The 20897-nt window shown below is 67.3% G+C and carries 34 protein-coding genes; all 34 read right to left on the reverse strand.

Going from position 1 to position 20897, the window contains the following annotated elements; translation table 11 throughout:
• Window positions 1–45: 45 nt before the first annotated feature.
• A complete protein-coding gene (rplM, locus tag ACFV18_RS24855; RefSeq protein ID WP_035863497.1) occupies window positions 46–489 on the reverse strand; it encodes a 50S ribosomal protein L13 in 444 nt (147 codons plus the stop codon).
• A gap of 232 nt (window positions 490–721) precedes the next feature.
• A complete protein-coding gene (locus ACFV18_RS24860; protein WP_380486727.1) occupies window positions 722–2380 on the reverse strand; it encodes an ABC-F family ATP-binding cassette domain-containing protein in 1659 nt (552 codons plus the stop codon).
• A 186-nt stretch (window positions 2381–2566) separates the two neighbouring features.
• Window positions 2567–3502 (reverse strand): tRNA pseudouridine(38-40) synthase TruA, encoded by a 936-nt coding sequence (truA, locus tag ACFV18_RS24865; protein ID WP_380486730.1) that lies wholly within the window; start codon window positions 3500–3502, stop codon window positions 2567–2569.
• A 91-nt stretch (window positions 3503–3593) separates the two neighbouring features.
• Window positions 3594–4067 carry a 50S ribosomal protein L17 gene (gene rplQ, locus ACFV18_RS24870; RefSeq protein WP_380486733.1) on the reverse strand — a complete coding sequence of 158 codons (474 nt, stop codon included), beginning with the start codon at window positions 4065–4067 and terminating at the stop codon, window positions 3594–3596.
• Between the two features lie 126 nt (window positions 4068–4193).
• Entirely contained in the window at window positions 4194–5216 is a 1023-nt protein-coding gene (locus ACFV18_RS24875; RefSeq protein WP_030457404.1) for a DNA-directed RNA polymerase subunit alpha, read from the reverse strand.
• Window positions 5217–5360: 144 nt separating this feature from the next.
• Window positions 5361–5768 carry a 30S ribosomal protein S11 gene (gene rpsK / locus ACFV18_RS24880; protein WP_014136257.1) on the reverse strand — a complete coding sequence of 136 codons (408 nt, stop codon included), beginning with the start codon at window positions 5766–5768 and terminating at the stop codon, window positions 5361–5363.
• 73 nt (window positions 5769–5841) lie between these two features.
• Entirely contained in the window at window positions 5842–6222 is a 381-nt protein-coding gene (gene rpsM / locus ACFV18_RS24885) for a 30S ribosomal protein S13 (protein WP_380486736.1), read from the reverse strand.
• Between the two features lie 177 nt (window positions 6223–6399).
• Window positions 6400–6513, reverse strand: a complete 114-nt coding sequence (gene rpmJ, locus ACFV18_RS24890) for a 50S ribosomal protein L36 (RefSeq protein WP_003956441.1) — start codon at window positions 6511–6513, stop codon at window positions 6400–6402.
• Between the two features lie 58 nt (window positions 6514–6571).
• Window positions 6572–6793 (reverse strand): translation initiation factor IF-1, encoded by a 222-nt coding sequence (gene infA / locus ACFV18_RS24895; protein WP_003956442.1) that lies wholly within the window; start codon window positions 6791–6793, stop codon window positions 6572–6574.
• A gap of 167 nt (window positions 6794–6960) precedes the next feature.
• Window positions 6961–7395, reverse strand: coding sequence for a large conductance mechanosensitive channel protein MscL (gene mscL / locus ACFV18_RS24900; protein WP_380486738.1), 435 nt, complete (start codon window positions 7393–7395; stop codon window positions 6961–6963).
• A gap of 171 nt (window positions 7396–7566) precedes the next feature.
• Window positions 7567–8403 (reverse strand): type I methionyl aminopeptidase, encoded by an 837-nt coding sequence (gene map, locus ACFV18_RS24905; RefSeq protein WP_380486741.1) that lies wholly within the window; start codon window positions 8401–8403, stop codon window positions 7567–7569.
• Between the two features lie 109 nt (window positions 8404–8512).
• On the reverse strand, window positions 8513–9172 hold the full coding sequence (locus tag ACFV18_RS24910; RefSeq protein ID WP_380486744.1) for an adenylate kinase: 660 nt from the start codon (window positions 9170–9172) through the stop codon (window positions 8513–8515).
• Window positions 9172–10479 (reverse strand): preprotein translocase subunit SecY, encoded by a 1308-nt coding sequence (secY, locus tag ACFV18_RS24915; RefSeq protein WP_380486747.1) that lies wholly within the window; start codon window positions 10477–10479, stop codon window positions 9172–9174. Before secY ends, ACFV18_RS24910 begins: the two co-directional genes overlap by 1 nt.
• A 261-nt stretch (window positions 10480–10740) precedes the next feature.
• Window positions 10741–11196 carry a 50S ribosomal protein L15 gene (gene rplO / locus ACFV18_RS24920; RefSeq protein ID WP_380486750.1) on the reverse strand — a complete coding sequence of 152 codons (456 nt, stop codon included), beginning with the start codon at window positions 11194–11196 and terminating at the stop codon, window positions 10741–10743.
• A 1-nt stretch (window position 11197) separates the two neighbouring features.
• Complete coding sequence (rpmD, locus tag ACFV18_RS24925) at window positions 11198–11380, reverse strand: 50S ribosomal protein L30 (RefSeq protein ID WP_014136270.1); 183 nt, start codon at window positions 11378–11380, stop codon at window positions 11198–11200.
• Window positions 11380–12000 carry a 30S ribosomal protein S5 gene (rpsE, locus tag ACFV18_RS24930; RefSeq protein ID WP_043914567.1) on the reverse strand — a complete coding sequence of 207 codons (621 nt, stop codon included), beginning with the start codon at window positions 11998–12000 and terminating at the stop codon, window positions 11380–11382. The genes rpmD and rpsE overlap by 1 nt, the downstream gene beginning before the upstream one ends.
• A gap of 48 nt (window positions 12001–12048) precedes the next feature.
• The gene (gene rplR, locus ACFV18_RS24935; protein WP_035863513.1) at window positions 12049–12432 is read right to left on the reverse strand and encodes a 50S ribosomal protein L18; all 384 of its coding nucleotides are present in this window, start codon (window positions 12430–12432) and stop codon (window positions 12049–12051) included.
• 3 nt (window positions 12433–12435) lie between these two features.
• Complete coding sequence (gene rplF, locus ACFV18_RS24940; RefSeq protein ID WP_380486752.1) at window positions 12436–12975, reverse strand: 50S ribosomal protein L6; 540 nt, start codon at window positions 12973–12975, stop codon at window positions 12436–12438.
• 22 nt (window positions 12976–12997) lie between these two features.
• Window positions 12998–13405, reverse strand: a complete 408-nt coding sequence (gene rpsH, locus ACFV18_RS24945) for a 30S ribosomal protein S8 (protein WP_035863516.1) — start codon at window positions 13403–13405, stop codon at window positions 12998–13000.
• Between the two features lie 266 nt (window positions 13406–13671).
• Complete coding sequence (locus ACFV18_RS24950; protein ID WP_008747480.1) at window positions 13672–13857, reverse strand: type Z 30S ribosomal protein S14; 186 nt, start codon at window positions 13855–13857, stop codon at window positions 13672–13674.
• A 3-nt stretch (window positions 13858–13860) separates the two neighbouring features.
• A complete protein-coding gene (gene rplE, locus ACFV18_RS24955) occupies window positions 13861–14430 on the reverse strand; it encodes a 50S ribosomal protein L5 (RefSeq protein WP_035863517.1) in 570 nt (189 codons plus the stop codon).
• A complete protein-coding gene (gene rplX / locus ACFV18_RS24960) occupies window positions 14430–14741 on the reverse strand; it encodes a 50S ribosomal protein L24 (protein WP_035872243.1) in 312 nt (103 codons plus the stop codon). The genes rplE and rplX overlap by 1 nt, the downstream gene beginning before the upstream one ends.
• A 15-nt stretch (window positions 14742–14756) precedes the next feature.
• On the reverse strand, window positions 14757–15128 hold the full coding sequence (rplN, locus tag ACFV18_RS24965) for a 50S ribosomal protein L14 (RefSeq protein WP_030300391.1): 372 nt from the start codon (window positions 15126–15128) through the stop codon (window positions 14757–14759).
• A gap of 102 nt (window positions 15129–15230) precedes the next feature.
• Entirely contained in the window at window positions 15231–15503 is a 273-nt protein-coding gene (rpsQ, locus tag ACFV18_RS24970) for a 30S ribosomal protein S17 (protein ID WP_014136278.1), read from the reverse strand.
• The gene (gene rpmC, locus ACFV18_RS24975) at window positions 15503–15727 is read right to left on the reverse strand and encodes a 50S ribosomal protein L29 (RefSeq protein ID WP_030457414.1); all 225 of its coding nucleotides are present in this window, start codon (window positions 15725–15727) and stop codon (window positions 15503–15505) included. Before rpmC ends, rpsQ begins: the two co-directional genes overlap by 1 nt.
• On the reverse strand, window positions 15727–16146 hold the full coding sequence (gene rplP / locus ACFV18_RS24980; RefSeq protein WP_035863520.1) for a 50S ribosomal protein L16: 420 nt from the start codon (window positions 16144–16146) through the stop codon (window positions 15727–15729). The genes rpmC and rplP overlap by 1 nt, the downstream gene beginning before the upstream one ends.
• 5 nt (window positions 16147–16151) lie before the next feature.
• Complete coding sequence (rpsC, locus tag ACFV18_RS24985; RefSeq protein ID WP_380486755.1) at window positions 16152–16985, reverse strand: 30S ribosomal protein S3; 834 nt, start codon at window positions 16983–16985, stop codon at window positions 16152–16154.
• On the reverse strand, window positions 16985–17332 hold the full coding sequence (gene rplV / locus ACFV18_RS24990; protein WP_014136282.1) for a 50S ribosomal protein L22: 348 nt from the start codon (window positions 17330–17332) through the stop codon (window positions 16985–16987). Before rplV ends, rpsC begins: the two co-directional genes overlap by 1 nt.
• A gap of 61 nt (window positions 17333–17393) precedes the next feature.
• On the reverse strand, window positions 17394–17675 hold the full coding sequence (rpsS, locus tag ACFV18_RS24995) for a 30S ribosomal protein S19 (RefSeq protein ID WP_014136283.1): 282 nt from the start codon (window positions 17673–17675) through the stop codon (window positions 17394–17396).
• A gap of 11 nt (window positions 17676–17686) precedes the next feature.
• Window positions 17687–18523, reverse strand: coding sequence for a 50S ribosomal protein L2 (rplB, locus tag ACFV18_RS25000; RefSeq protein ID WP_043914588.1), 837 nt, complete (start codon window positions 18521–18523; stop codon window positions 17687–17689).
• A 44-nt stretch (window positions 18524–18567) separates the two neighbouring features.
• A complete protein-coding gene (gene rplW, locus ACFV18_RS25005) occupies window positions 18568–18885 on the reverse strand; it encodes a 50S ribosomal protein L23 (protein WP_380486756.1) in 318 nt (105 codons plus the stop codon).
• Window positions 18885–19562, reverse strand: coding sequence for a 50S ribosomal protein L4 (rplD, locus tag ACFV18_RS25010; protein ID WP_380486758.1), 678 nt, complete (start codon window positions 19560–19562; stop codon window positions 18885–18887). The genes rplW and rplD overlap by 1 nt, the downstream gene beginning before the upstream one ends.
• Window positions 19563–19567: 5 nt before the next feature.
• Window positions 19568–20215, reverse strand: coding sequence for a 50S ribosomal protein L3 (rplC, locus tag ACFV18_RS25015; protein ID WP_380486760.1), 648 nt, complete (start codon window positions 20213–20215; stop codon window positions 19568–19570).
• 14 nt (window positions 20216–20229) lie between these two features.
• Window positions 20230–20538 carry a 30S ribosomal protein S10 gene (gene rpsJ / locus ACFV18_RS25020; RefSeq protein ID WP_012785157.1) on the reverse strand — a complete coding sequence of 103 codons (309 nt, stop codon included), beginning with the start codon at window positions 20536–20538 and terminating at the stop codon, window positions 20230–20232.
• Window positions 20539–20897 lie beyond the last annotated feature (359 nt).

Below are 20897 nucleotides of genomic sequence, written 5' to 3' on the forward strand. Positions count from 1 at the left end.
GGTGTTCCTCAGCTCTTCTACGTCAGTTGGGGGTGGTGGCCGGAATTACTGCGCGACCTGGGAGATCTCGAACGGCACCGGCTGCTGCGCAGCGTGCGGGTGCTGGTCGCCCGAGTAGACCTTCAGCTTCGAGAGCATCTGACGGCCGAGGCTGTTCTTCGGAACCATGCCCTTGATGGCCTTCTCGACGGCCTTCTCCGGGTTGTTCGCCAGCAGGTCGTCGTAGCGCACCGAGCGGAGACCGCCCGGGAAGCCGCTGTGACGGTAGGCGAGCTTCTGGGTCTTCTTGTTGCCCGAGAGGTGCACCTTGTCGGCGTTGATGATGATGACGAAGTCACCAGTGTCAACGTGCGGCGCGTAGATCGCCTTGTGCTTGCCCCGCAGGAGGTTGGCGGCCTGGGAGGCCAGGCGGCCGAGCACGACGTCGGTCGCGTCGATGACGTGCCACTGACGCTGGACGTCGCCGGGCTTGGGGCTGTACGTACGCACGGTCGTAGCCTTCGCTTTTCAGTGAGTGGGTCCTGACAGGAGCACACAGGGCCTGGGGCCTCCAGCCGACCGTCCCGGACGCAATTCGGGCGTTGGCCGCTGGAGTTCGGCCTGTGGTGTCTCCGGCGTACCGACCTCTCACGTGAGATAGAGCGAGCCAATACGCACAACAGCAGCCAACAATACCGGGCCGGAGGCGCGGACTCCAAACCGGCCCGGCATCGTCGCCGCTTCAGCGGTCCCGGACCACCCGGGCCTCGTCCCAGACCGGCTCCGGCGACTCGTAGACCCGGCCGTCCGAGCCGAACACCAGGAACCGGTCGAAGGTACGGGCGAACCAGCGGTCGTGGGTGACGCACAGCACCGTGCCGTCGAACGCCTCCAGGCCCTGCTGCAGCGCCTCCGCGCTCTCCAGGTCCAGGTTGTCGGTCGGCTCGTCCAGCAGCAGCGCCGTCACGCCGGACAGCTCCAGCTTGAGGATCATCAGCCGGGCCTGCTGCCCACCGGACAGCGACTCGAACTTCTGCTCCTCCTGCCGGTCCAGCTCGTAGCGGCGCAGCGCCGACATCGCGGCGCCCCGGGACAGCGCGTGCTCCTCCTCGACGATCGCCCGCACCGTGCGGCCCAGCAGCTCCGGGTGCGCATGGGTCTGCCGGAAGTGGCCCGGCACCACCCGGGCACCGAGCTTCCAGGCGCCGCCGTGCTTCACCGACTCGTCGCCGGCCAGCAGCCGCAGGAAGTGCGACTTGCCGGAGCCGTTCGAGCCCAGCACCGCGACCCGCTCGCCGTAGAAGACCTCCAGGTCGAACGGCTTCATCAGCCCGGTCAGCTCCAGGCCCTGCATGGTGAACGCCCGCACCCCGGTGCGGCCGCCCTTCAGCCGCATGGTGATGCTCTGCTCGCGCGGCGGTGCCTCCGGCGGGCCCGCGTCCTCGAACTTCTTCAGCCTGGTCTGCGCGGCCGCGTACCGGGACGCCATCTCGTGGCTGACCGCCGCCGCCTGCCGCAGCGTCACCACCAGCTTCTTCAGCTTGGCGTGCTCCTCGTCCCACCGGCGGCGCAGCTCCTCGAACCGCTCGAACCGGGCCTTGCGGGCCTCGTGGAAGGTGTCGAAGCCGCCGCCGTGCACCCACACGCTGGAACCGGCCGCGCCGGACTCCACCGCGACGATCTTCTCGGCGGTACGGGAGAGCAGCTCACGGTCGTGCGAGATGTACAGCACCGTCTTGTTGGTGGCCCGGATGGCCTCCTCCAGCCAGCGCTTGCCCGGCACGTCCAGGTAGTTGTCCGGCTCGTCCAGCAGCAGCACCTCGTCCGGGCCGCGCAGCAGCGCCTCCAGCACCAGCCGCTTCTGCTCACCGCCGGACAGCGTGTTCAGGCCCCGCCACTGCGCGCGGTCGAACGGCATGCCGAGCGCGGCCATGGTGCAGACGTCCCAGTCGGCCTCGTACTCGTAGCCGCCGGCGTCCGCCCAGTCGGAGAGCGCCTGCGCGTACGCCATCTGCGACTTCTCGTCGTCCTGCGCGATCATCGCCAGCTCCGCGGCGTCCACCCGGCGGGCGGCGTCCGCGATCCGTTTCGGCGCGACCGAGACCAGCAAGTCCCGCACCGAGGCGTCGGCGGCCAGCGCGCCCGGGGTGTCCTTGGCGTCCTCCCGGCCGGTGGTGCCGACGAACTGGCGCATCACGCCCAGTCCACCGCTCACCGTCACCGAACCGCCGTGCGGCTGCACATCCCCCGCGATCATGCGCAGCAGCGTGGTCTTCCCCGCGCCGTTCGCGCCGACCAGCGCCACGGCCGCGCCCTCGCCGACGCGGAAGGACGCGTCGTCGAACAGCACCCGCCCGTCCGGCAGGTAGTACTCCAGGTGCGAGATTTCGACGTGTCCCATGCCACGGAATTGTGCCAAGCCCTCGCCGGGCGACAAAACGGATTACCTACCGCCCCCACCCACCCACCCGAGCACCCCCAGCGAACCGGCACCTCCGCCCTCACCCCGCGCCCCGACCGGGGCGCGTGGGGGTACCTCCCGGCCCGTTAGGGCTGGGGGAGAACTGCGCGAAGGGGAACGGCACCCTCAGTCGGATCCGCCCGGCGCAGACGCATCCGCACCCTCGGCGGCATCCCCGCCCAACGTCCGCAGCCGCCGCGAAACCCGATTCCGCTCCGCCAGCAACTCGTCCGCCGGGTACCCGACCTCCTCCAGCGTCAGCCCGTGCGGCCGGATCACGTTGACCGCCGAGTTGCGCACGCCCCCCGCCAGCACCTCGCCCGGGAACTCGACCGGCCGGTGCCCGTCGCCGACCAGCAGCATCGCGCCGACCAGCGAGCGCACCATGTTGTGGCAGAACGCGTCCGCCCGCACCGTCGCCACCGCCAGCGAGCCTTCCTGGGCCGCGTACGGGTCGATCGGCACCCGGTCCCAGTGGACCTCCAGCAGCGTGCGGATGGTGGTCGCGCCCTCGCGCTTCTTGCAGTAGGCGGCGAAGTCGTGCTCGCCGACCAGCAGTTTCGCGGCGGCGTTCATCTTCTCCAGGTCGAGCGGCCGGTCGTGCCACAGCACGTGCCCGCGCAGCAGCGGATCGACCCCGCCCTGGTGGTCGGCGACCCGGTACGCGTACCGCCGCCAGATCGCCGCGAACCGCGCGTCGAACCCGTGCGGCGCCTCGGACAGCCGGTACACCCGGACGTCGGCCGGCAGCCGCCCGGCGAGCCTGCGCAGCAGCTTCTCGCCGTGCTGGGCCCACAGCTCGTCCGGCAGATCGACGTGCGCCACCTGCCCGCGCGCGTGCACTCCGGCGTCGGTACGGCCGGCCACCGTCAGCGGAAAGTTCTCCTCGCTGCGCAGCACGATCCGCAGCGCGTCCTCCAACTCGCCCTGCACGGTGCGCCGTCCGCGCTGCCGGGCCCAGCCGGAGAACTCCGCGCCGTGGTAGGCCAGATCCAGCCTGATCCGGGTGTGCCCGTCGGCCGGGCCGTCCTTCACCGGCGGCTGCTCCGCGCAGTCGTTCACCACTCCAACTCCCCTGTCTCGCTGCTGAGATGCGAACGGGCCCGCTCCCCCGACGGACGGGAGAGCGGGCCCGGTCACGGACCTAGGAGGCTCAGGCCTCGGTGGTCTCGGCGGCCTCGTCGGCCTTGGCCTCGGCGGCCTGCTCGGCCTCCTTGACGGCGCGCTTGGCAGCGGCCTCGGCCTCGGCGACGGTCGCCTTGGTGGCGATCTCGCCCTCGACCAGCTCGATCACGGCCATCGGGGCGTTGTCGCCACGACGGGTGCCGATCTTGGTGATGCGGGTGTAACCGCCGGGGCGGTTCTCGAACCGCGGGGCGATCTCGGTGAAGAGGGTGTGCAGGACCGACACGTCGGTGATGGTCTTGCGCACCAGGCGACGGTTGTGGATGTCGCCCTTCTTCGCCTTGGTGATCAGCTTCTCCGCCAGCGGGCGCAGGCGACGGGCCTTGGCCTCGGTGGTGGTGATGCGGCCGTACTGGAACAGCTCGCGGGCCAGGCCGGCCAGCAGGAGCGGCTCGTGGTGCGGGCCGCCGCCGAGGCGGGCGCCCTTGGTGGGACGGGGCATGGAATGACTCCTCGTATCTCCGACTGCGGCCGTACCAGGTACCGCAGCGGGCGTACGGACACGGTGTCCGCACGACTTTCATGGTGTCGGGGGCGGTTCACTGGGAACCGCCCCCGGTGCCAAAACTCAGTACTGCTCGGTCTCCGCGTAGCCCTGGTCGTCCAGGTCGTCGGCGCCGAAGGCGTCGGCGGCAGCGGTCGGGTCGAATCCGGGCGGGCTGTCCTTGAGGGCCAGGCCCATGCCGGCCAGCTTCGCCTTGACCTCGTCGATCGACTTCGCACCGAAGTTGCGGATGTCGAGCAGGTCGGCCTCCGAGCGGGCAACGAGCTCACCCACGGTGTGGATGCCCTCGCGCTTGAGGCAGTTGTAGGAGCGGACGGTGAGCTCCAGCTCCTCGATCGGCAGCGCCAGGTCCGCGGCCAGGGCGGCGTCCGTCGGGGACGGACCCATGTCGATGCCCTCGGCGTCGACGTTCAGCTCGCGGGCCAGGCCGAACAGCTCGACCAGGGTCTTGCCGGCCGACGCCATCGCGTCACGCGGACGCATGGCGGGCTTGGTCTCGACGTCGACGATCAGCTTGTCGAAGTCGGTGCGCTGCTCGACACGGGTGGCCTCGACCTTGTAGGTGACCTTCAGCACGGGGCTGTAGATCGAGTCGACCGGGATACGGCCGATCTCCTGGCCGGAAGCCTTGTTCTGCACGGCGGAGACGTAGCCGCGACCGCGCTCGACGGTCAGCTCCATCTCCAGCTTGCCCTTGCCGTTCAGGGTGGCGAGGACCAGCTCGGGGTTGTGCACCTCGACACCGGCCGGGGGCGCGATGTCGGCGGCGGTGACCACACCCGGGCCCTGCTTGCGCAGGTACATCACGACCGGCTCGTCGTGCTCCGAGGAGACGACCAGCTGCTTGATGTTCAGGATGAGGTCGGTGACGTCCTCCTTGACGCCCGGCACGGTGGTGAACTCGTGCAGGACACCGTCGATGCGGATGCTGGTGACAGCGGCACCCGGGATCGAGGAGAGGAGCGTGCGGCGGAGCGAGTTGCCGAGGGTGTAACCGAAGCCCGGCTCCAGCGGCTCGATCACGAACCGCGAGCGGAACTCGTCGACAACCTCTTCGGTCAGCGAAGGACGCTGAGCGATAAGCATGTTCTGGATCCTCCAGTTGTCTTCGGCACCCACTATTTGATGCCGATGGAGTCAAGCGTACGGGGTCCCGTAGAGAACGGGACCCCGTACCAGGTTCAAAGCACTACCCACGTGCCCGGATCGCCCCCGAAGGGACGACACGGATCAAACGCGGCGGCGCTTCGGCGGGCGGCAGCCGTTGTGCGGGGTGGGGGTGACGTCCTGGATCGAGCCGACCTCCAGGCCGGTGGCCTGGAGCGAACGGATCGCGGTCTCGCGGCCGGAGCCCGGACCCTTCACGAAGACGTCAACCTTGCGCATGCCGTGCTCCTGCGCGCGACGGGCAGCGGCCTCGGCGGCCATCTGCGCGGCGAACGGGGTGGACTTGCGCGAGCCCTTGAAGCCGACGTGGCCGGCGGAGGCCCAGGAGATCACGTTGCCCGAGGGGTCGGTGATCGAAACGATGGTGTTGTTGAACGTGCTCTTGATGTGGGCGTGCCCGTGAGCGACGTTCTTCTTCTCCTTGCGGCGGATCTTCTTCGCGCCGGCAGCCTGACGACCCTTGGGGGGCATAAGTCTGTTCTCCTACTGAGGTGGTCGGTCCGCTATCCCGCGGGCCGGAGGGATGTCCGGTTGACGGGACGGACTACTTCTTGCCCGGCTTCTTCTTACCGGCGATCGCGCGACGCGGGCCCTTGCGGGTACGCGCGTTGGTGTGGGTGCGCTGACCGCGGACCGGCAGGCCACGGCGGTGACGCAGGCCCTCGTAGCAGCCGATCTCGACCTTGCGGCGGATGTCGGCGGCGACGGCGCGGCGGAGGTCACCCTCGACCTCGAAGTTCGCGTCGATGAACTTCTGCAGCTTGACGAGGTCTTCCTCGGTGATGTCGCGGACGCGGACGTCCGGGCTCACACCGGTCTCGGCCAGCGTCTGCTGGGCACGGGTACGGCCGATGCCGTAGACGTAGGTGAGGGCGATCTCGATCCGCTTTTCACGGGGGAGATCAACGCCGGCGAGGCGTGCCATTGATGGCTCCTGTGGTTCTTCAGAGGTCTGACGTGCCGCCTACTCGCTGTCTCTCGACAGGGAGCCCCGGCCTCTGACCGGGGGTGGCAGTCCGTCCCGTTCGGACGGATCGGGCGGCCCGCGTATGACGTTGGTGCGCGTCGCGCGAAGGTACTACGAGAAATGCTGGGGGGTGATTCAGCCCTGGCGCTGCTTGTGGCGCAGGTTGTCGCAGATCACCATGACCCGGCCGTGGCGGCGGATCACCTTGCACTTGTCGCAGATCTTCTTGACGCTCGGCTTGACCTTCATGATCCAGGTTCTCCGGGGTCTCGATCTGGCAAGCCCCTCGCAGGACGAGGGGTTGTTCCTACTTGTAGCGGTAGACGATCCGGCCGCGGGTCAGGTCGTAGGGGCTGAGCTCCACCACGACCCGGTCATCCGGGAGGATGCGGATGTAGTGCATGCGCATCTTGCCGCTGATGTGCGCGAGGACCTTGTGACCGTTCTGCAGCTCGACCTTGAACATCGCGTTCGGAAGAGACTCGATCACGGTGCCCTCGATCTCAATGGCGCCTTGCTTCTTAGCCATGAACTGCGAGATCCACCCTTCGGGTCCGGCTACCGTATGCGGAACGCTCGTGCGAACCAGGCTTCACCTCCACCCGGGAGAACTCTCCTGGGCTGAGGGCGTGCCGAAACACGCTACGAGTGAGCCGACGCACCATCGTAAACCAGGCACCGCGCCGACGCGAAATCTCAGCCCTTGACCGTCACCTGGATGGGCAGCACCGGCTCCACCACGGCGGTGCACGCCGAGCAGCGGCGGGCCGCCTCGGGGATCTCGGTCAGGCACTCGGGGCAGGGACGCTTGGGGGTGGCGGGCTTCTTCGGCAGGTACCGGGCGGTGGCCTTGGAGACCGGCAGCACCACGCAGAAGTACAGCACCGCGGCGGTCAGGAAGAACGCGATCAGCACGTTCAGGAACTGGCCGTACGGGAAGGTCACGCCCGCCACCGTGAACTTGTACGCGCTGAAGTCGCCGGCCGCGCCCACCACCACGCCCAGCACCGGGGTGAGGAACGCGGTCACGAAGCCGGTCACGACGCCGGTGAAGGCGGCACCGATGACCACACCGACGGCCATGTCGATGACGTTGCCGCGCATCATGAAGTCGCGGAAGCCCTTGAGCACTGTCTCTCCTGGGGTAGCTGCTGCGGGTATCAGCTGACGAAGGTAGGACAAGAGGCCCGGGGGTCAAAACCCCCGGGCCTCGATCTGCCGCTTTGAGACATGTCCCTCACCTCGCGGCAGCCGCGCGTGTCGCCGCCGCAGGATCAGCCCGGCGGGATCAGCCCAGCGGGATCAGCCCAGCGGGTCCGGGGCCGCGGTGACGCCCAGCTTGGCCAGCTCCGCCTTGCCACCGTCGAACGCGGTCAGCACCAGCGGGCCCTGCTCGGTGATGGCCACCGAGTGCTCCCAGTGCGAGGCCCAGGTGCCGTCGGTGGTGACCACCGTCCAGTCGTCGTCCAGGATCGCGGTGTGCGGGGTGCCGAGCGAGACCATCGGCTCGATCGCCAGCACCGTGCCGGGCACCAGCTTCGGGCCCTTGCCCCGGCCGGCCACGTAGTTCAGCACGTGCGGCTCCATGTGCATGGCGGTGCCGATGCCGTGGCCGCCGTAGCCCTCGGTGATGCCCCACTTGCCCTTCGGCGGCAGCGGCTGGCGGCGGATGAAGCCCTCGATCGCCCGGGACACGTCGACCAGGCGGTTGCCCTTCTTCATCTGGGCGATGCTGGCCCACATCGAACCCTCGGTGACCTTCGACAGCATCACGTTCTCGGAAGCGGTCTCGCCCACCGCGACGGTGATCGCCGCGTCGCCGTGCCAGCCGTCCAGGATCGCGCCGCAGTCGATCGAGATCAGGTCACCGGCCTTCAGCACCTTGTCGCCGGGGATGCCGTGCACGACCTCCTCGTTCACCGAGGCGCAGATCACGCCCGGGAACCACAGGCCGCCGTGGTCGGCACGGAAGTTGGACGTGGCACCGTGCTTGGTGATGACCTGGTCGGCGATCTCGTTCAGCTCGCCGGTGGTCACCCCGGGGGCGACCGCCTCGCGGCACGCCTTCAGGGCCTCGGCGACGACCAGCCCGGCCGCCCGCATCTTGGCGATCTGCTCGGGGGTCTTGATCTCCACCATCTGGTCAACGCCTTCCACGTTCTGATTTCGGACTGCCTTCCACCGTACGACGCCGAGACGGCCGGGCCGCCCGCTTCGGGGCGACCCGGCCGTCTCACTGCCTCGTGGGTCAGGCGTTCTTCTTCTGCTCCAGGGCGGCGACCGCGCGCTCGGTCACCTCGTCCACCTTGCCGAGGGCGGAGATGGTGACCAGCAGGCCCTGCTCCTGGTAGTAGCCGATGATCGGCTCGGTCTTGGAGTGGTACTCCTCCAGCCGGACCCGCACGGCTTCCTCGGTGTCGTCCGAGCGCTGGTACAGCTCGCCGCCGCACTCGTCGCAGACGCCCTCGGTCTTCGGCGGGTTGTACGCCACGTGGAAGACGTGGGCGCCGTTCTTGCGGCACAGCCGGCGACCGGCGATCCGCTTGACGACCTCGTCCTCGGGGACCTCAAGGTCCAGCACGCCGTCCAGCGCGATGCCGTGCTCGGTCAGGAAGGCGTCCAGCGCCTCCGCCTGGCCGAGGTTGCGCGGGAAGCCGTCCAGCAGGAAGCCGTGGGCGGCGTCCTCCTGGAGCATGCGGTCCTTGGCCATCCCGATGGTGACCTCGTCGGGCACCAGGCGCCCGGCATCCATGTACGCCTTCGCCTCGACACCCAGCGGGGTGCCCTGGCTGATGTTGGCACGGAACAGGTCACCCGTGGAGATGTGGGGAATGGACAGGGTCTTGGCCAGAACGTGCGCCTGAGTACCCTTCCCGGCCCCGGGGGGTCCGACGAGGACGATACGCATCAGCGGAGGAACCCTTCGTAATTGCGCTGCTGGAGCTGGCTCTCGATCTGCTTCACAGTTTCGAGTCCGACGCCGACGACGATGAGCACGGAGGTGCCACCGAACGGGAAGTTGGTCTGCTGCCCGAAGGCGACGAGGGCGACCATCGGGATCAACGCGATCAGGCCCAGGTACAGCGAACCCGGCCACGTGATACGGGTGAGCACGTAGTTCAGGTACTCGGCCGTCGGTCGGCCGGCCCGGATGCCCGGGATGAACCCACCATACTTCTTCATATTGTCGGCAACTTCTTCGGGGTTGAAGGAGATGGCGACGTAGAAGAAGGCGAAGAACACGATCAGCACGAAGTAGGTGGCCATGTAGATCGGGTGGTCACCCTTGATGAAGTGGTTCTTGATCCAAATCGCCCAGCCCGCCTGCGAGTTGGTCAGCTGCACCACCAGCGCCGGGATGTACAGCAGCGAGGAGGCGAAGATGACCGGGATCACACCGGCCTGGTTGACCTTCAGCGGGATGTAGGTCGAAGTACCGCCGAAGGACCGGCGACCGACCATCCGCTTCGCGTACTGCACCGGGATCCGGCGCTGGGCCTGCTCGACGAAGATGACCAGGCAGACCACGACGATGCCGACCAGGATCACCGCGGCGAACTCGCCCCAGCCGTCCAGCAGCTTGCCGGAGCCCTTGATGGCCCACATCGAGCCGGGGAAGCCGGCCGCGATCGAGGTGAAGATCAGGATCGACATGCCGTTGCCGATACCGCGGTCGGTGATCAGCTCACCCAGCCACATGATCACCGTGGTGCCGGCGGTCATGATGATCACCATGGTGGCGATCCGGAAGATCGACTGGTCCGGCACGATGTTCTGACCCTGCGGGCAGCCGGAGAACAGCGCGCCGCTGGACGCGGTCGCGAGAATGCCGGTGCCCTGCAGCACCGCCAGCGCGATGGTCAGGTAACGGGTGTACTGGGTGATCTTCGCCTGGCCGGACTGCCCCTCCTTCTTCAGGGCCTCCAGCCGCGGAATGACCACGGTGAGCAACTGCAGGATGATGCTGGCCGTGATGTACGGCATGATGCCGAGCGCAAAAATGGTCAGCTGCAGCAGCGCGTTGCCACTGAACAGGTTGACCAGCCCGAACAGACCCTCCTTCTGGCCGGCCACGCACGCGTGCACGGCCTCGAAGTTGATCCCGGGCATCGGAATGTGGGCGCCCAGCCGGAACAGCACCATGATGCCCAGCGTGAACAGCAGCTTCTTGCGCAGGTCGGGCGTCTGGAACGCCCGCGCGAACGCACTGAGCACGGTGCCTCCTGCGCCTCCCGCGCGTCGTCGGCGGAAGGGTCGGTCCTGATGTGGGGAAAGGGAACTTCACGGACTCTAACAGTGCCCGGGCGCTCGACAGAAGCGCGCGCTGCCGCTCCCCCACGCATGGGGTACGGCTTGCCCGGGTTTGACACACAAATACAGCACACCTGTTCAAGCCGAAACGAAGCCGGGCCCCGCCCCCTCTTTCTCAAGAGGAGTGCGGGGCCCGGTTTCTGTCCGTGCGTCAGATCAGCGACGTCACAGCAGCTCGGTGACCGAGCCGCCCGCGGCGGTGATCTTCTCGGCGGCGGAGCCGGAGACGGCGTCGACCGTCACCTGCAGCGCGACCGCGATGTCGCCCTGGCCGAGAACCTTGACGAGCTCGTTCTTGCGAACGGCGCCCTTGGCGACCAGGTCGGCAACGGTGACCTCGCCACCGTTCGGGTAGAGCTCGGCCAGGCGGTCCAGGTTCACGACCTGGAACTGCTTGTGGGCCGGGTTCTTGAAGCCCTTCAGCTTCGGGAGGCGCATGTGGAGCGGCATCTGGCCACCCTCGAAGCGCTCCGGAACCTGGTAGCGGGCCTTGGTGCCCTTGGTACCACGACCTGCGGTCTTACCCTTGGAGCCCTCACCACGACCGACGCGGATCTTGTCGGTCTTGGCGCCGGGCGCCGGACGCAGGTTGTGGATCTTGATCGGCGAGTTGTCCGCCATTTCAGTCCACCTCCTCGACCGTGACGAGGTGACGAACGGTGTGGACCATGCCGCGGATCTCCGGGCGGTCCTCCTTCACCACGGTGTCGTTCAGCCGCTTCAGGCCGAGCGAACGGAGGGTGTCACGGTGGTTCTGCTTGCTACCGATGTACGACTTGGTCTGGGTGACCTTCAGGCGAGCCATCAGGCGCTCACCCCAGCCGCACGGGCCCGGAGCAGCGCGGCCGGGGCCACGTCCTCCAGGGGCAGGCCACGGCGGGCGGCGATCTCCTCGGGGCGCACGAGGCCCTTCAGAGCGGCCACGGTGGCGTGCACGATGTTGATCGCGTTGTCCGAGCCGAGCGACTTCGACAGGATGTCGTGAACGCCGGCGCACTCCAGGACGGCACGCACCGGGCCACCGGCGATAACACCGGTACCGGGGGACGCCGGCTTCAGCAGCACGACGCCGGCGGCCTTCTCGCCCTGGATCGGGTGCGGGATGGTGCCCTGGATACGGGGGACCTTGAAGAAGTTCTTCTTGGCCTCCTCAACGCCCTTGGCGATGGCGGCCGGAACCTCCTTCGCCTTGCCGTAGCCGACACCCACGGTGCCGTCACCGTCGCCCACCACGACCAGCGCGGTGAAGCTGAAACGACGACCACCCTTGACAACCTTGGCGACACGGTTGATCGCGACGACGCGCTCGACGTAAGCAGTCTTCTCGGCGACCGGGGCGCCGCCCCGCTCGTCACGCTTACGGTCGCGCCGCTCGCCACCCGTGCCGCGACCGGCGCCGCCTTCGCGGCGCTGGGGTCCAGCCATTGGAATTACCTCTCTCGTTTACGTCCGCCGACAGAGTCGACGAGCGGCTTAGAAGTCGAGCCCGGCCTCGCGAGCCGCGTCCGCCAGAGCGGCGATGCGGCCGGCGTACCGGTTGCCCGCGCGGTCGAAGACGACCGACTCGACGCCGGCAGCCTTGGCGCGCTCGGCGACCAGGCTTCCGACCTTCTTGGCCAGCTCGGTCTTGTCGCCCTCGGTGCCCTTGATGGACACGTCGAGGGTGGACGCCGACGCCAGGGTGTGACCCTTGGCGTCGTCGATGACCTGGGCGACCATGTGGCGGTTCGAACGCGTCACGACGAGGCGCGGACGCACCTCGGTGCCGACGACGCGCTTGCGAACGCGAATGGCGCGGCGCTTGCGGGCGGCGTTCTTGTAGGCGTTGCCCTTGCCGATCTTGACAGAGACGCTCATCGCTTACTTACCACTCTTTCCGACCTTGCGGCGGATGACCTCGCCCGCGTACTTGACGCCCTTGGCCTTGTACGGGTCGGGCTTGCGCAGCTTGCGGATCTTCGCGGCGATCTCGCCGACCTTCTGCTTGTCGGTGCCGTCCACGTGGAACTTGGTGGGCGACTCGACGACGAAGGTGATGCCCTCCGGCGCCTCGACCAGAATCGGGTGGCTGTAGCCCAGCGCGAACTCCATGTTGGAGCCCTTCGCCGTGACTCGGTAACCGACACCGCTGATCTCCAGCGACTTGCGGTAGCCCGCGGTCACGCCGGTGATCATGTTCGCCACCAGCGTGCGCGAAAGGCCGTGCAGGGCCTTCGACTGACGCTCGTCGTTCGGGCGGGTGACGACCAGAGTGCCGTCCTCGCCCTTGCCGATTTCGATCGGCGCGGCGACGACGTGGGTGAGGGTGCCCTTGGGGCCCTTCACCGAGACCGTCTGGCCGTCGATGGTGACGTCCACACCAGCGGGAACCTGGATGGGCAGCCGTCCAATGCGCGACATTGCTGTACCTCCCTTTCCCGAATTACCAGACGTAGGCGAGAACTTCTCCGCCTACGCCCTTCTTGGCGGCCTGCTTGTCGGTCAGGAGGCCGGAAGACGTGGAGATGATCGCCACGCCCAGGCCGCCGAGCACCTTCGGCAGGTTGGTGGACTTTGCGTAAACACGCAGACCCGGCTTGCTGATGCGCTTGATGCCGGCGATGGAGCGCTCACGGTTCGGACCGAACTTGAGCTCGATGGTCAGCTTCTTGCCAACCTCGTTCTCGGCGGGGTCCTCAACCTTGTAGGAGGAGATGTAACCCTCCTGCTGCAGGATCTCGGCGACGTGCGCCTTGATCTTGCTCGACGGCATCACGACCGAGTCGTGGTACGCCGAGTTCGCGTTACGCAGACGAGTGAGCATGTCTGCGATCGGGTCGGTCATGGTCATGGTGGCCTCAGGCCTCTCTCGCCGTGGTTTCTCCGCGCCAGGTCCCCCTCCGCGCACTCGTGAAAGAGTGCGAAAGGGGCACAAGCGCAGGGGACCTGCGACGTAGTAAGACTGGGTTCGCGAGCCCTCGACAGAGAGCCGCAGGCTGCCCGGACAGGGCGCTGCGGCAGGGGCCCGACCCCACAACCTTACGGGATGCTTTCCAGATCCCAAAAATCGTGGGGCCGGGCACACTGCTTCGCTGGTTAAGACCTACTGGTAAGGGATTACCAGGAGCTCTTGGTCACGCCCGGCAGCTCGCCGCGGTGCGCCATCTCGCGGAGGCACACACGGCACAGGCCGAACTTGCGGTACACCGAGTGCGGACGGCCGCAGCGCTGGCACCGGGTGTACGCCCGGACGCCGAACTTCGGCTTGCGCTCGGACTTAGCGATCAGGGCCTTCTTCGCCATGGCTCACGCCTCCTTGAACGGGAAGCCCAGAGCGCGCAGCAGCGCCCGGCCCTCATCGTCGGTCTGAGCGGTGGTCACGACGGTGATGTCCATACCGCGCTGACGGTCGACCTTGTCCTGGTCGATCTCGTGGAACATGACCTGCTCGGTCAGACCGAAGGTGTAGTTGCCACGGCCGTCGAACTGCTTCGGCGAGAGGCCGCGGAAGTCACGGATACGCGGCAGAGCCAGCGACACCAGACGGTCCACGAACTCCCACATGCGGTCACCGCGGAGGGTGACGTGGGCACCGATCGGCTGGCCCTCGCGCAGCTTGAACTGCGCGATGGACTTGCGGGCCTTGGTGACGGCCGGCTTCTGACCGGTGATCGCGGTCAGGTCCTTGATGGCACCCTCGATCAGCTTGCTGTCACGGGCAGCCTCGCCGACACCCATGTTGACCACGACCTTGACCAGGCCGGGGATCAGCATGACGTTCTCGTACGAGAACTGCTCGTTCAGCTGGCCCTTGACCTCGGAGAGGTACTTCTCCTTGAGGCGGGGGGCCACCTTCTCAACAGTCGTCTCAGACATCAGATGTCCTCACCCGTCCGCTTGGCAACGCGGATCTTGTTGCCCTGGTCGTCGAAGCGGTAGCCGACGCGGGTAACGACCTTCTTGCCGTCCTTCTCCACGACCAGCTGGACGTTGGAGACGTGCACCGGGGCCTCGACGGTCACGATGCCACCCTGGGTGCCGGGGCCCGGCTTGGTGTGCTTCTTGACCCGGTTGACACCCTCGACCAGGACCTTGTTGTCAGCCGGCATGGCCTGAATGACCTTGCCCTGCTTGCCCTTGTCCTTGCCGGTGATGACCTGGACCAGGTCACCCTTCTTGATCTTCATGCTGTTCGCCATGGGTCAGAGCACCTCCGGCGCCAGCGAGATGATCTTCATGAACTTCTTGTCGCGCAGCTCGCGGCCCACCGGGCCGAAGATGCGGGTACCGCGGGGGTCGCCATCGGTGTTCTTGAGAACGACAGCGGCGTTCTCGTCGAAACGGATGTACGAGCCGTCCGGACGGCGACGCTCCTTGACGGTGCGAACGACGACGCACTTGACGACGTCGCCCTTCTTCACCGAGCCGCCGGGGATCGCGTCCTTGACGGTGGCGACGATGACGTCGCCGATACCGGCGTAGCGGCGACCGGAGCCACCGAGAACGCGGATGCAGAGAATCTCCTTGGCACCCGTGTTGTCGGCGACGCGCAGTCGCGACTCCTGCTGGATCACAGCTTTCTCCTGATCGTCAACAAGTGTTGACGGGCCGGCCGCTGCTCACACCCGCGCCCTTGCGGGCCTGGTGCACATACGGCCGTACCGCGAACAACCTTGTTACTTGGCCTTCTCGAGGATCTCGACGACGCGCCAGCGCTTCGTCGCGGACAGCGGCCGGGTCTCCATCAGGAGGACACGGTCGCCGACACCGCACGCGTTCTGCTCGTCGTGCGCCTTCAGCTTGTTCGTACGGCGGATGACCTTGCCGTACAGCGCGTGCTTGACGCGGTCCTCGACGGCGACGACGACGGTCTTGTCCATCTTGTCGCTGACGACGAGACCCTCACGGGTCTTGCGGAAACCGCGCGTCTCGTTGGTGTTCTCAGTCATCAGGCGTTCTCCACCGTCTCGATGCCCAGCTCGCGCTCGCGCATCAGGGTGTAGATCCGCGCGATGTCCTTACGGACCAGCCGGAGCCGTCCGTGGTTGTCGAGCTGCCCGGTCGCCGCCTGGAAGCGGAGGTTGAACAGCTCCTCCTTGGCCTCACGGAGCTTGGCAACGAGAGCCTCGTTGTCCAGTTCGCGAAGCTCAGCAGCCTTGGTAGCGGCCGACATCAGCTCTCACCGTCCTCGCGCCGAACGATCCGGCACTTCATCGGAAGCTTGTGCGCGGCACGCGTGAGCGCCTCGCGGGCAATCTTCTCGTTCGGGTACGACAGTTCGAACATGACCCGACCCGGGTGCACGTTCGCGATCCACCACTCCGGCGAACCCTTACCGGAACCCATGCGGGTTTCGGCCGGCTTCTTGGTGAGCGGGCGGTCCGGGTAGATGTTGATCCAGACCTTGCCGCCACGACGGATGTGACGGGTGATCGCGATACGAGCGGACTCGATCTGACGGTTCGTCACGTAGGCCGGGGTCACGGCCTGGATGCCGAACTGGCCGAACGCCAGCTCGGTGCCACCCTTCGAGGCGCCGGAGCGCTTCGGGTGGTGCTGCTTGCGGTGCTTGACCCGACGGGGGATCAGCATGAGGGTCAGGCCTCCGTTCCGGTGTTCTCAGCAGCCGGAGTCTCGGCGGCGGCAGCCGGGGCCTGAGCCTCGGCAGCAGCAGCGGCGGGACGACGGCCACGGCCACCGCGCTCGCCACCGCGGCGCTCGCCACCGCGAGCGGGACGACCGCCCTCGGGACGGGCCGGACGGTTGCCGGAGCGGGCAGCGGCGTTCTCAGCGCGGACCTCGGCGATGTTCTTGACGTCGCCCTTGTAGATCCAGACCTTCACGCCGATGCGGCCGAAGGTGGTCTTGGCCTCGAAGAAGCCGTAGTCGACGTTCGCGCGCAGGGTGTGCAGCGGCACACGGCCCTCGCGGTAGAACTCCGAACGGCTCATCTCGGCGCCGCCGAGACGACCGGAGCACTGGACCTTGATGCCCTTGGCGCCGGCCTTCATGGTCGACTGCATGCTCTTGCGCATGGCGCGACGGAAGGAGACGCGGGAGGACAGCTGCTCCGCGACGCCCTGAGCCACGAGCTGGGCGTCCAGCTCGGGGTTCTTGACCTCGAGGATGTTCAGCTGGACCTGCTTGCCGGTCAGCTTCTCCAGGTTGCCCCGGATCTTGTCGGCCTCCGCGCCGCGGCGGCCGATCACGATGCCCGGACGGGCGGTGTGGATGTCCACGCGGACGCGGTCACGGGTGCGCTCGATCTCAACCTTCGAGATACCGGCGCGCTCCATGCCCTTCGTCATGAGACGACGGATCGCGACGTCTTCCTTGACGTAGTCCTTGTACAGCTTGTCGGCGTACCAGCGGGACTTGAAGTCCGTGCTGATGCCGAGGCGGAACCCGTGCGGGTTAACCTTCTGGCCCATTACCGGGTCCCTTCCTTGCTGCTGACGACCACGGTGATGTGGCTGGTCCGCTTGCGGATCCGGTAGGCACGGCCCTGGGCGCGCGGACGGAACCGCTTCAGGGTCGGACCCTCGTCAACGTACGCCTCGGAGATGTAGAGGTCGTCCACGTTGGAGTGGTTGTAGTTGTGCGCGGCGTTGGCGATGGCGCTGTTCAGCACCTTGCCGACCGGCACGGTGGCAGCCTGCGGAGCGAAACGCAGGACCGCCTGGGCCTCCGTGGCCGGCAGGCCACGGATGAGGTCCACCACGCGGCGGGCCTTCATGGGCGTGACGCGGATGTACCGCGCCTGGGCCCTGGCTTCCATGGTTGTCCCCTTAATGGAGTAAGTCACTTTGTCGTTCTGGCGCTACAGCTCGCGGAAGCGATTAGCGACGCTTCGACTTGCGGTCTTCCTTCACGTGCCCCTTGAAGGTGCGCGTGGGAGCGAACTCGCCGAGCTTGTGGCCGACCATCGACTCGGTGACGAACACCGGGACGTGCTTGCGGCCATCGTGAACCGCGATCGTGTGGCCCAGCATGGCCGGGGAGATCACGGAACGACGGGACCAGGTCTTGATGACGTTCTGCGTGCCCGCCTCGTTCTGCACGTCCACCTTCTTCTGAAGGTGGTCGTCGATGAAGGGGCCCTTCTTGAGACTGCGCGGCATCTGACCTGCTCCTAGCGCTTCTTGTTGGTCTTGCGGCGGCGCACGATGAGCTTGTCCGACGCCTTGTTCGGGCGACGGGTGCGGCCCTCGGGCTTGCCCCACGGCGAGACCGGGTGGCGACCACCGGAGGTCTTACCCTCACCACCACCGTGCGGGTGGTCGATCGGGTTCATGGCGACACCACGCACGGTCGGGCGGACGCCCTTCCAGCGCATACGGCCGGCCTTGCCCCAGTTGATGTTCGACTGCTCGGCGTTGCCGACCTCACCGACGGTCGCGCGGCAGCGCGCGTCCACCAGGCGGATCTCACCGGAGGGCATGCGCAGGTGCGCCATGCGACCCTCACGGGCGAGCAGCTGAATGCCGGAACCCGCGGAACGGGCCAGCTTGGCGCCACCGCCGGGACGGAGCTCCACCGCGTGGATGGTGGTACCGACCGGGATGTTGCGCAGCGGCAGGTTGTTGCCCGGCTTGATGTCGGCGCCAGCGCCGTTCTCGATCCGGTCACCCTGCGCGACGCCGCGGGGGGCGATGATGTAGCGCTTCTCGCCGTCCGCGTAGTGCAGGAGCGCGATGCGCGCGGTGCGGTTGGGGTCGTACTCGATGTGCGCGACCTTGGCCGGCACGCCGTCCTTGTCGTGACGACGGAAGTCGATCAGACGGTAGGCGCGCTTGTGACCGCCACCCTGGTGGCGAGCAGTGACACGACCGGCGTTGTTACGGCCGCCCTTGCTGTGCAGCGGGCGAACCAGCGACTTCTCCGGCGTGGACCGCGTGATTTCGACGAAGTCGGCCACGCTGGAGCCACGACGGCCCGGCGTAGTCGGCTTGTACTTGCGGATACCCATTTCTGTCCTCGTCCTTTACGACGATCGCAGCCTCTGACGGAACGTCAGGAGACCGGACCACCGAAGATGTCGATGCGGTTGCCCTCGGCCAGCGTCACGATCGCGCGCTTGGTGTCCTTGCGCTTGCCGAAACCGGTGCGGGAGCGCTTGCGCTTGCCCTGGCGGTTCAGCGTGTTGACGGCCTCGACCTTGACCGAGAAGACCGCCTCGACGGCCTGCTTGATCTGGGTCTTGTTGGCAGCCGGCGCCACGACGAACGTGTACTTGTTCTCGTCGAGGAGCGAGTAGCTCTTCTCCGAGATGACCGGCTTGATCAGGACGTCACGGGGGTCCGTGTACGTCTTGGAGGTGATCTCGCTCATCAGGCGGCAGTCCCTTCGAGCTCGCCCTCAGCAGCAACGGCCTTGGCGGACGCGGCCGGACCGGCCACGAAACGCTCGAAGGCGGCCTGGGTGAAGACCACATCGTCGGAGACGAGCACGTCGTAGGTGTTCAGCTGGCCGGCGTCCAGGATGTGCACGTTCGCCAGGTTGCGAGCGGACAGGATGCCCAGCTCGTCCTCGCGCTCGACCACCAGGAGGAGGTTCTTGCGCTCGGAGATCTTGCCGAACAGAGCCTTGGCGGCCTTGGTCGACGGAGCCTCGGTCGCGGTCACGCCGGTGACGACGTGGATGCGCTCGTGGCGGGCCCGGTCGGTGAGCGCGCTGCGCAGGGCGGCGGCGATCATCTTCTTCGGGGTCCGCTGCGAGTAGTCGCGCGGCACGGGACCGTGCACAACGCCACCACCGGTGAACTGCGGCGCGCGGGTCGAGCCCTGACGGGCGCGACCGGTGCCCTTCTGGCGGTACGGCTTCTTGCCGCCACCACGGACCTCGCCACGACGCTTGGCCTTGTGGGTGCCCTGACGGGCCGCAGCGAGCTGCGCCACGACGACCTGGTGCATCAGCGGAACGCTGACCTTGGCGTCGAAGATCTCGGCGGGCAGCTCGAGGCTGCCGGCCTTGTCGCCGGCCGGCGACAGAATGTCAATGGTGCTCATATCCTTCACAGCCCCTTCGCCGCGGTGCGGACGAGGACGAGGCCGCCGTTCGGACCCGGGATCGCGCCCTTGATGAGCAGCAGACCCTTCTCCGCGTCGACCGCGTGCACGGTCAGGTTCTGGGTGGTCACGCGCTCGTGGCCCATCCGACCCGCCATGCGCAGGCCCTTGAACACACGGCCCGGGGTGGCGCAGCCACCGATGGAACCGGGCGAGCGGTGCTTGCGCTGGGTGCCGTGACCGGCGCCGAGGCCCTTGAAGTTGTGACGCTTCATGACACCGGCGAAGCCCTTGCCCTTGGAGGTGCCGGTCACGTCGACCTTGACACCCGCCTCGAACAGCTCGGCGGTGATCTCCTGGCCCAGGGTGTACTCGGACGCGTCCGAGGTACGCAGCTCGACCAGGTGGCGGCGGGGGGTGACACCGGCCTTGGCGAAGTGGCCCTGGAGGGGCTTGTTCACCTTGCGGGGGTCGATCTCGCCGAAGCCGATCTGCACGGCGTCGTAGCCGGCCGGGCTGTCGGCGGTGTGGACCTGGGTCACGACATTGGGCCCAGCCTTGACGACGGTCACCGGGACAACCCGGTTGTTCTCGTCCCAGACCTGGGTCATGCCGAGCTTCTCGCCCAGGATGCCCTTAATCTGCTTAGCCATCTTCGGTGCGCCTCTCAGAGCTTGATCTCGATGTCGACGCCCGCCGGCAGGTCGAGACGCATCAGCGAGTCAACCGTCTTCGGCGTGGGGTCGAGGATGTCGATCAGACGCTTGTGAGTGCGCATCTCGAAGTGCTCGCGCGAGTCCTTGTACTTGTGCGGCGAGCGGATGACGCAGTAAACGTTCTTCTCAGTGGGCAGCGGCACCGGGCCCGCGACCTGCGCACCAGTGCGGATCACCGTCTCGACGATCTTCTTCGCCGAGGAGTCGATGACCTCGTGGTCGTAGGCCTTGAGCCGGATGCGGATCTTCTGTCCCGCCATGGCTACTTCGTAGTCCTTTGTGTCGTACGTTGCCTCGCGACTCTCCTCCGACCCCCGCGCTCGGGCGTGTCGCACTCGCGCTTGCAAAAAACCGGCGAACAGATTCGTCGGCTTCGAACTGCTGGAGAAGAGGTGAGCCGGGCCGATACCCCGCATACGCTTCCCGGAAGATTCCCGTACTTTCGCCCCGCAGCTGCCGCGGTGTCGCTTACACACCACTGCACCCACACACAGCACGTGGGCACATGAACGGCCATTCACGGGAACGACGAGTACATGGGACTCGCTTCCAGTCCTCCCGGCGGGAGGCGCGCAGCATCGGTACTCAACCGAGCAACTCAGACATCCTGCCACAGAAT

The organism is Kitasatospora sp. NPDC059673 (assembly GCF_042734215.1).
In the GTDB taxonomy this organism is placed as follows: Bacteria; Actinomycetota; Actinomycetes; order Streptomycetales; family Streptomycetaceae; genus Kitasatospora.

Coding starts and splice junctions, on each gene's coding strand:
- ACFV18_RS24860 (WP_380486727.1), bottom strand. CDS start 2,380: ATGGGACACGTCGAAATCTCGCACCTGGAGTACTACCTGCCGGACGGG.
- rplQ (WP_380486733.1), bottom strand. CDS start 4,067: ATGCCCCGTCCCACCAAGGGCGCCCGCCTCGGCGGCGGCCCGCACCAC.
- ACFV18_RS24875 (WP_030457404.1), bottom strand. CDS start 5,216: ATGCTTATCGCTCAGCGTCCTTCGCTGACCGAAGAGGTTGTCGACGAG.
- rpsK (WP_014136257.1), bottom strand. CDS start 5,768: ATGCCCCCCAAGGGTCGTCAGGCTGCCGGCGCGAAGAAGATCCGCCGC.
- rpsM (WP_380486736.1), bottom strand. CDS start 6,222: ATGGCACGCCTCGCCGGCGTTGATCTCCCCCGTGAAAAGCGGATCGAG.
- rpmJ (WP_003956441.1), bottom strand. CDS start 6,513: ATGAAGGTCAAGCCGAGCGTCAAGAAGATCTGCGACAAGTGCAAGGTG.
- infA (WP_003956442.1), bottom strand. CDS start 6,793: ATGGCTAAGAAGCAAGGCGCCATTGAGATCGAGGGCACCGTGATCGAG.
- map (WP_380486741.1), bottom strand. CDS start 8,403: ATGGTGGAGATCAAGACCCCCGAGCAGATCGCCAAGATGCGGGCGGCC.
- ACFV18_RS24910 (WP_380486744.1), bottom strand. CDS start 9,172: ATGCGTATCGTCCTCGTCGGACCCCCCGGGGCCGGGAAGGGTACTCAG.
- rplO (WP_380486750.1), bottom strand. CDS start 11,196: ATGGCGGACAACTCGCCGATCAAGATCCACAACCTGCGTCCGGCGCCC.
- rpmD (WP_014136270.1), bottom strand. CDS start 11,380: ATGGCTCGCCTGAAGGTCACCCAGACCAAGTCGTACATCGGTAGCAAG.
- rpsE (WP_043914567.1), bottom strand. CDS start 12,000: ATGGCTGGACCCCAGCGCCGCGAAGGCGGCGCCGGTCGCGGCACGGGT.
- rplR (WP_035863513.1), bottom strand. CDS start 12,432: ATGAGCGTCTCTGTCAAGATCGGCAAGGGCAACGCCTACAAGAACGCC.
- rplF (WP_380486752.1), bottom strand. CDS start 12,975: ATGTCGCGCATTGGACGGCTGCCCATCCAGGTTCCCGCTGGTGTGGAC.
- rpsH (WP_035863516.1), bottom strand. CDS start 13,405: ATGACCATGACCGACCCGATCGCAGACATGCTCACTCGTCTGCGTAAC.
- ACFV18_RS24950 (WP_008747480.1), bottom strand. CDS start 13,857: ATGGCGAAGAAGGCCCTGATCGCTAAGTCCGAGCGCAAGCCGAAGTTC.
- rplE (WP_035863517.1), bottom strand. CDS start 14,430: ATGTCTGAGACGACTGTTGAGAAGGTGGCCCCCCGCCTCAAGGAGAAG.
- rplX (WP_035872243.1), bottom strand. CDS start 14,741: ATGAAGATCAAGAAGGGTGACCTGGTCCAGGTCATCACCGGCAAGGAC.
- rpsQ (WP_014136278.1), bottom strand. CDS start 15,503: ATGACTGAGAACACCAACGAGACGCGCGGTTTCCGCAAGACCCGTGAG.
- rpmC (WP_030457414.1), bottom strand. CDS start 15,727: ATGTCGGCCGCTACCAAGGCTGCTGAGCTTCGCGAACTGGACAACGAG.
- rplP (WP_035863520.1), bottom strand. CDS start 16,146: ATGCTGATCCCCCGTCGGGTCAAGCACCGCAAGCAGCACCACCCGAAG.
- rpsC (WP_380486755.1), bottom strand. CDS start 16,985: ATGGGCCAGAAGGTTAACCCGCACGGGTTCCGCCTCGGCATCAGCACG.
- rplV (WP_014136282.1), bottom strand. CDS start 17,332: ATGGAAGCCAGGGCCCAGGCGCGGTACATCCGCGTCACGCCCATGAAG.
- rpsS (WP_014136283.1), bottom strand. CDS start 17,675: ATGCCGCGCAGTCTCAAGAAGGGCCCCTTCATCGACGACCACCTTCAG.
- rplB (WP_043914588.1), bottom strand. CDS start 18,523: ATGGGTATCCGCAAGTACAAGCCGACTACGCCGGGCCGTCGTGGCTCC.
- rplW (WP_380486756.1), bottom strand. CDS start 18,885: ATGAGCGAGATCACCTCCAAGACGTACACGGACCCCCGTGACGTCCTG.
- rplD (WP_380486758.1), bottom strand. CDS start 19,562: ATGAGCACCATTGACATTCTGTCGCCGGCCGGCGACAAGGCCGGCAGC.
- rplC (WP_380486760.1), bottom strand. CDS start 20,215: ATGGCTAAGCAGATTAAGGGCATCCTGGGCGAGAAGCTCGGCATGACC.
- rpsJ (WP_012785157.1), bottom strand. CDS start 20,538: ATGGCGGGACAGAAGATCCGCATCCGGCTCAAGGCCTACGACCACGAG.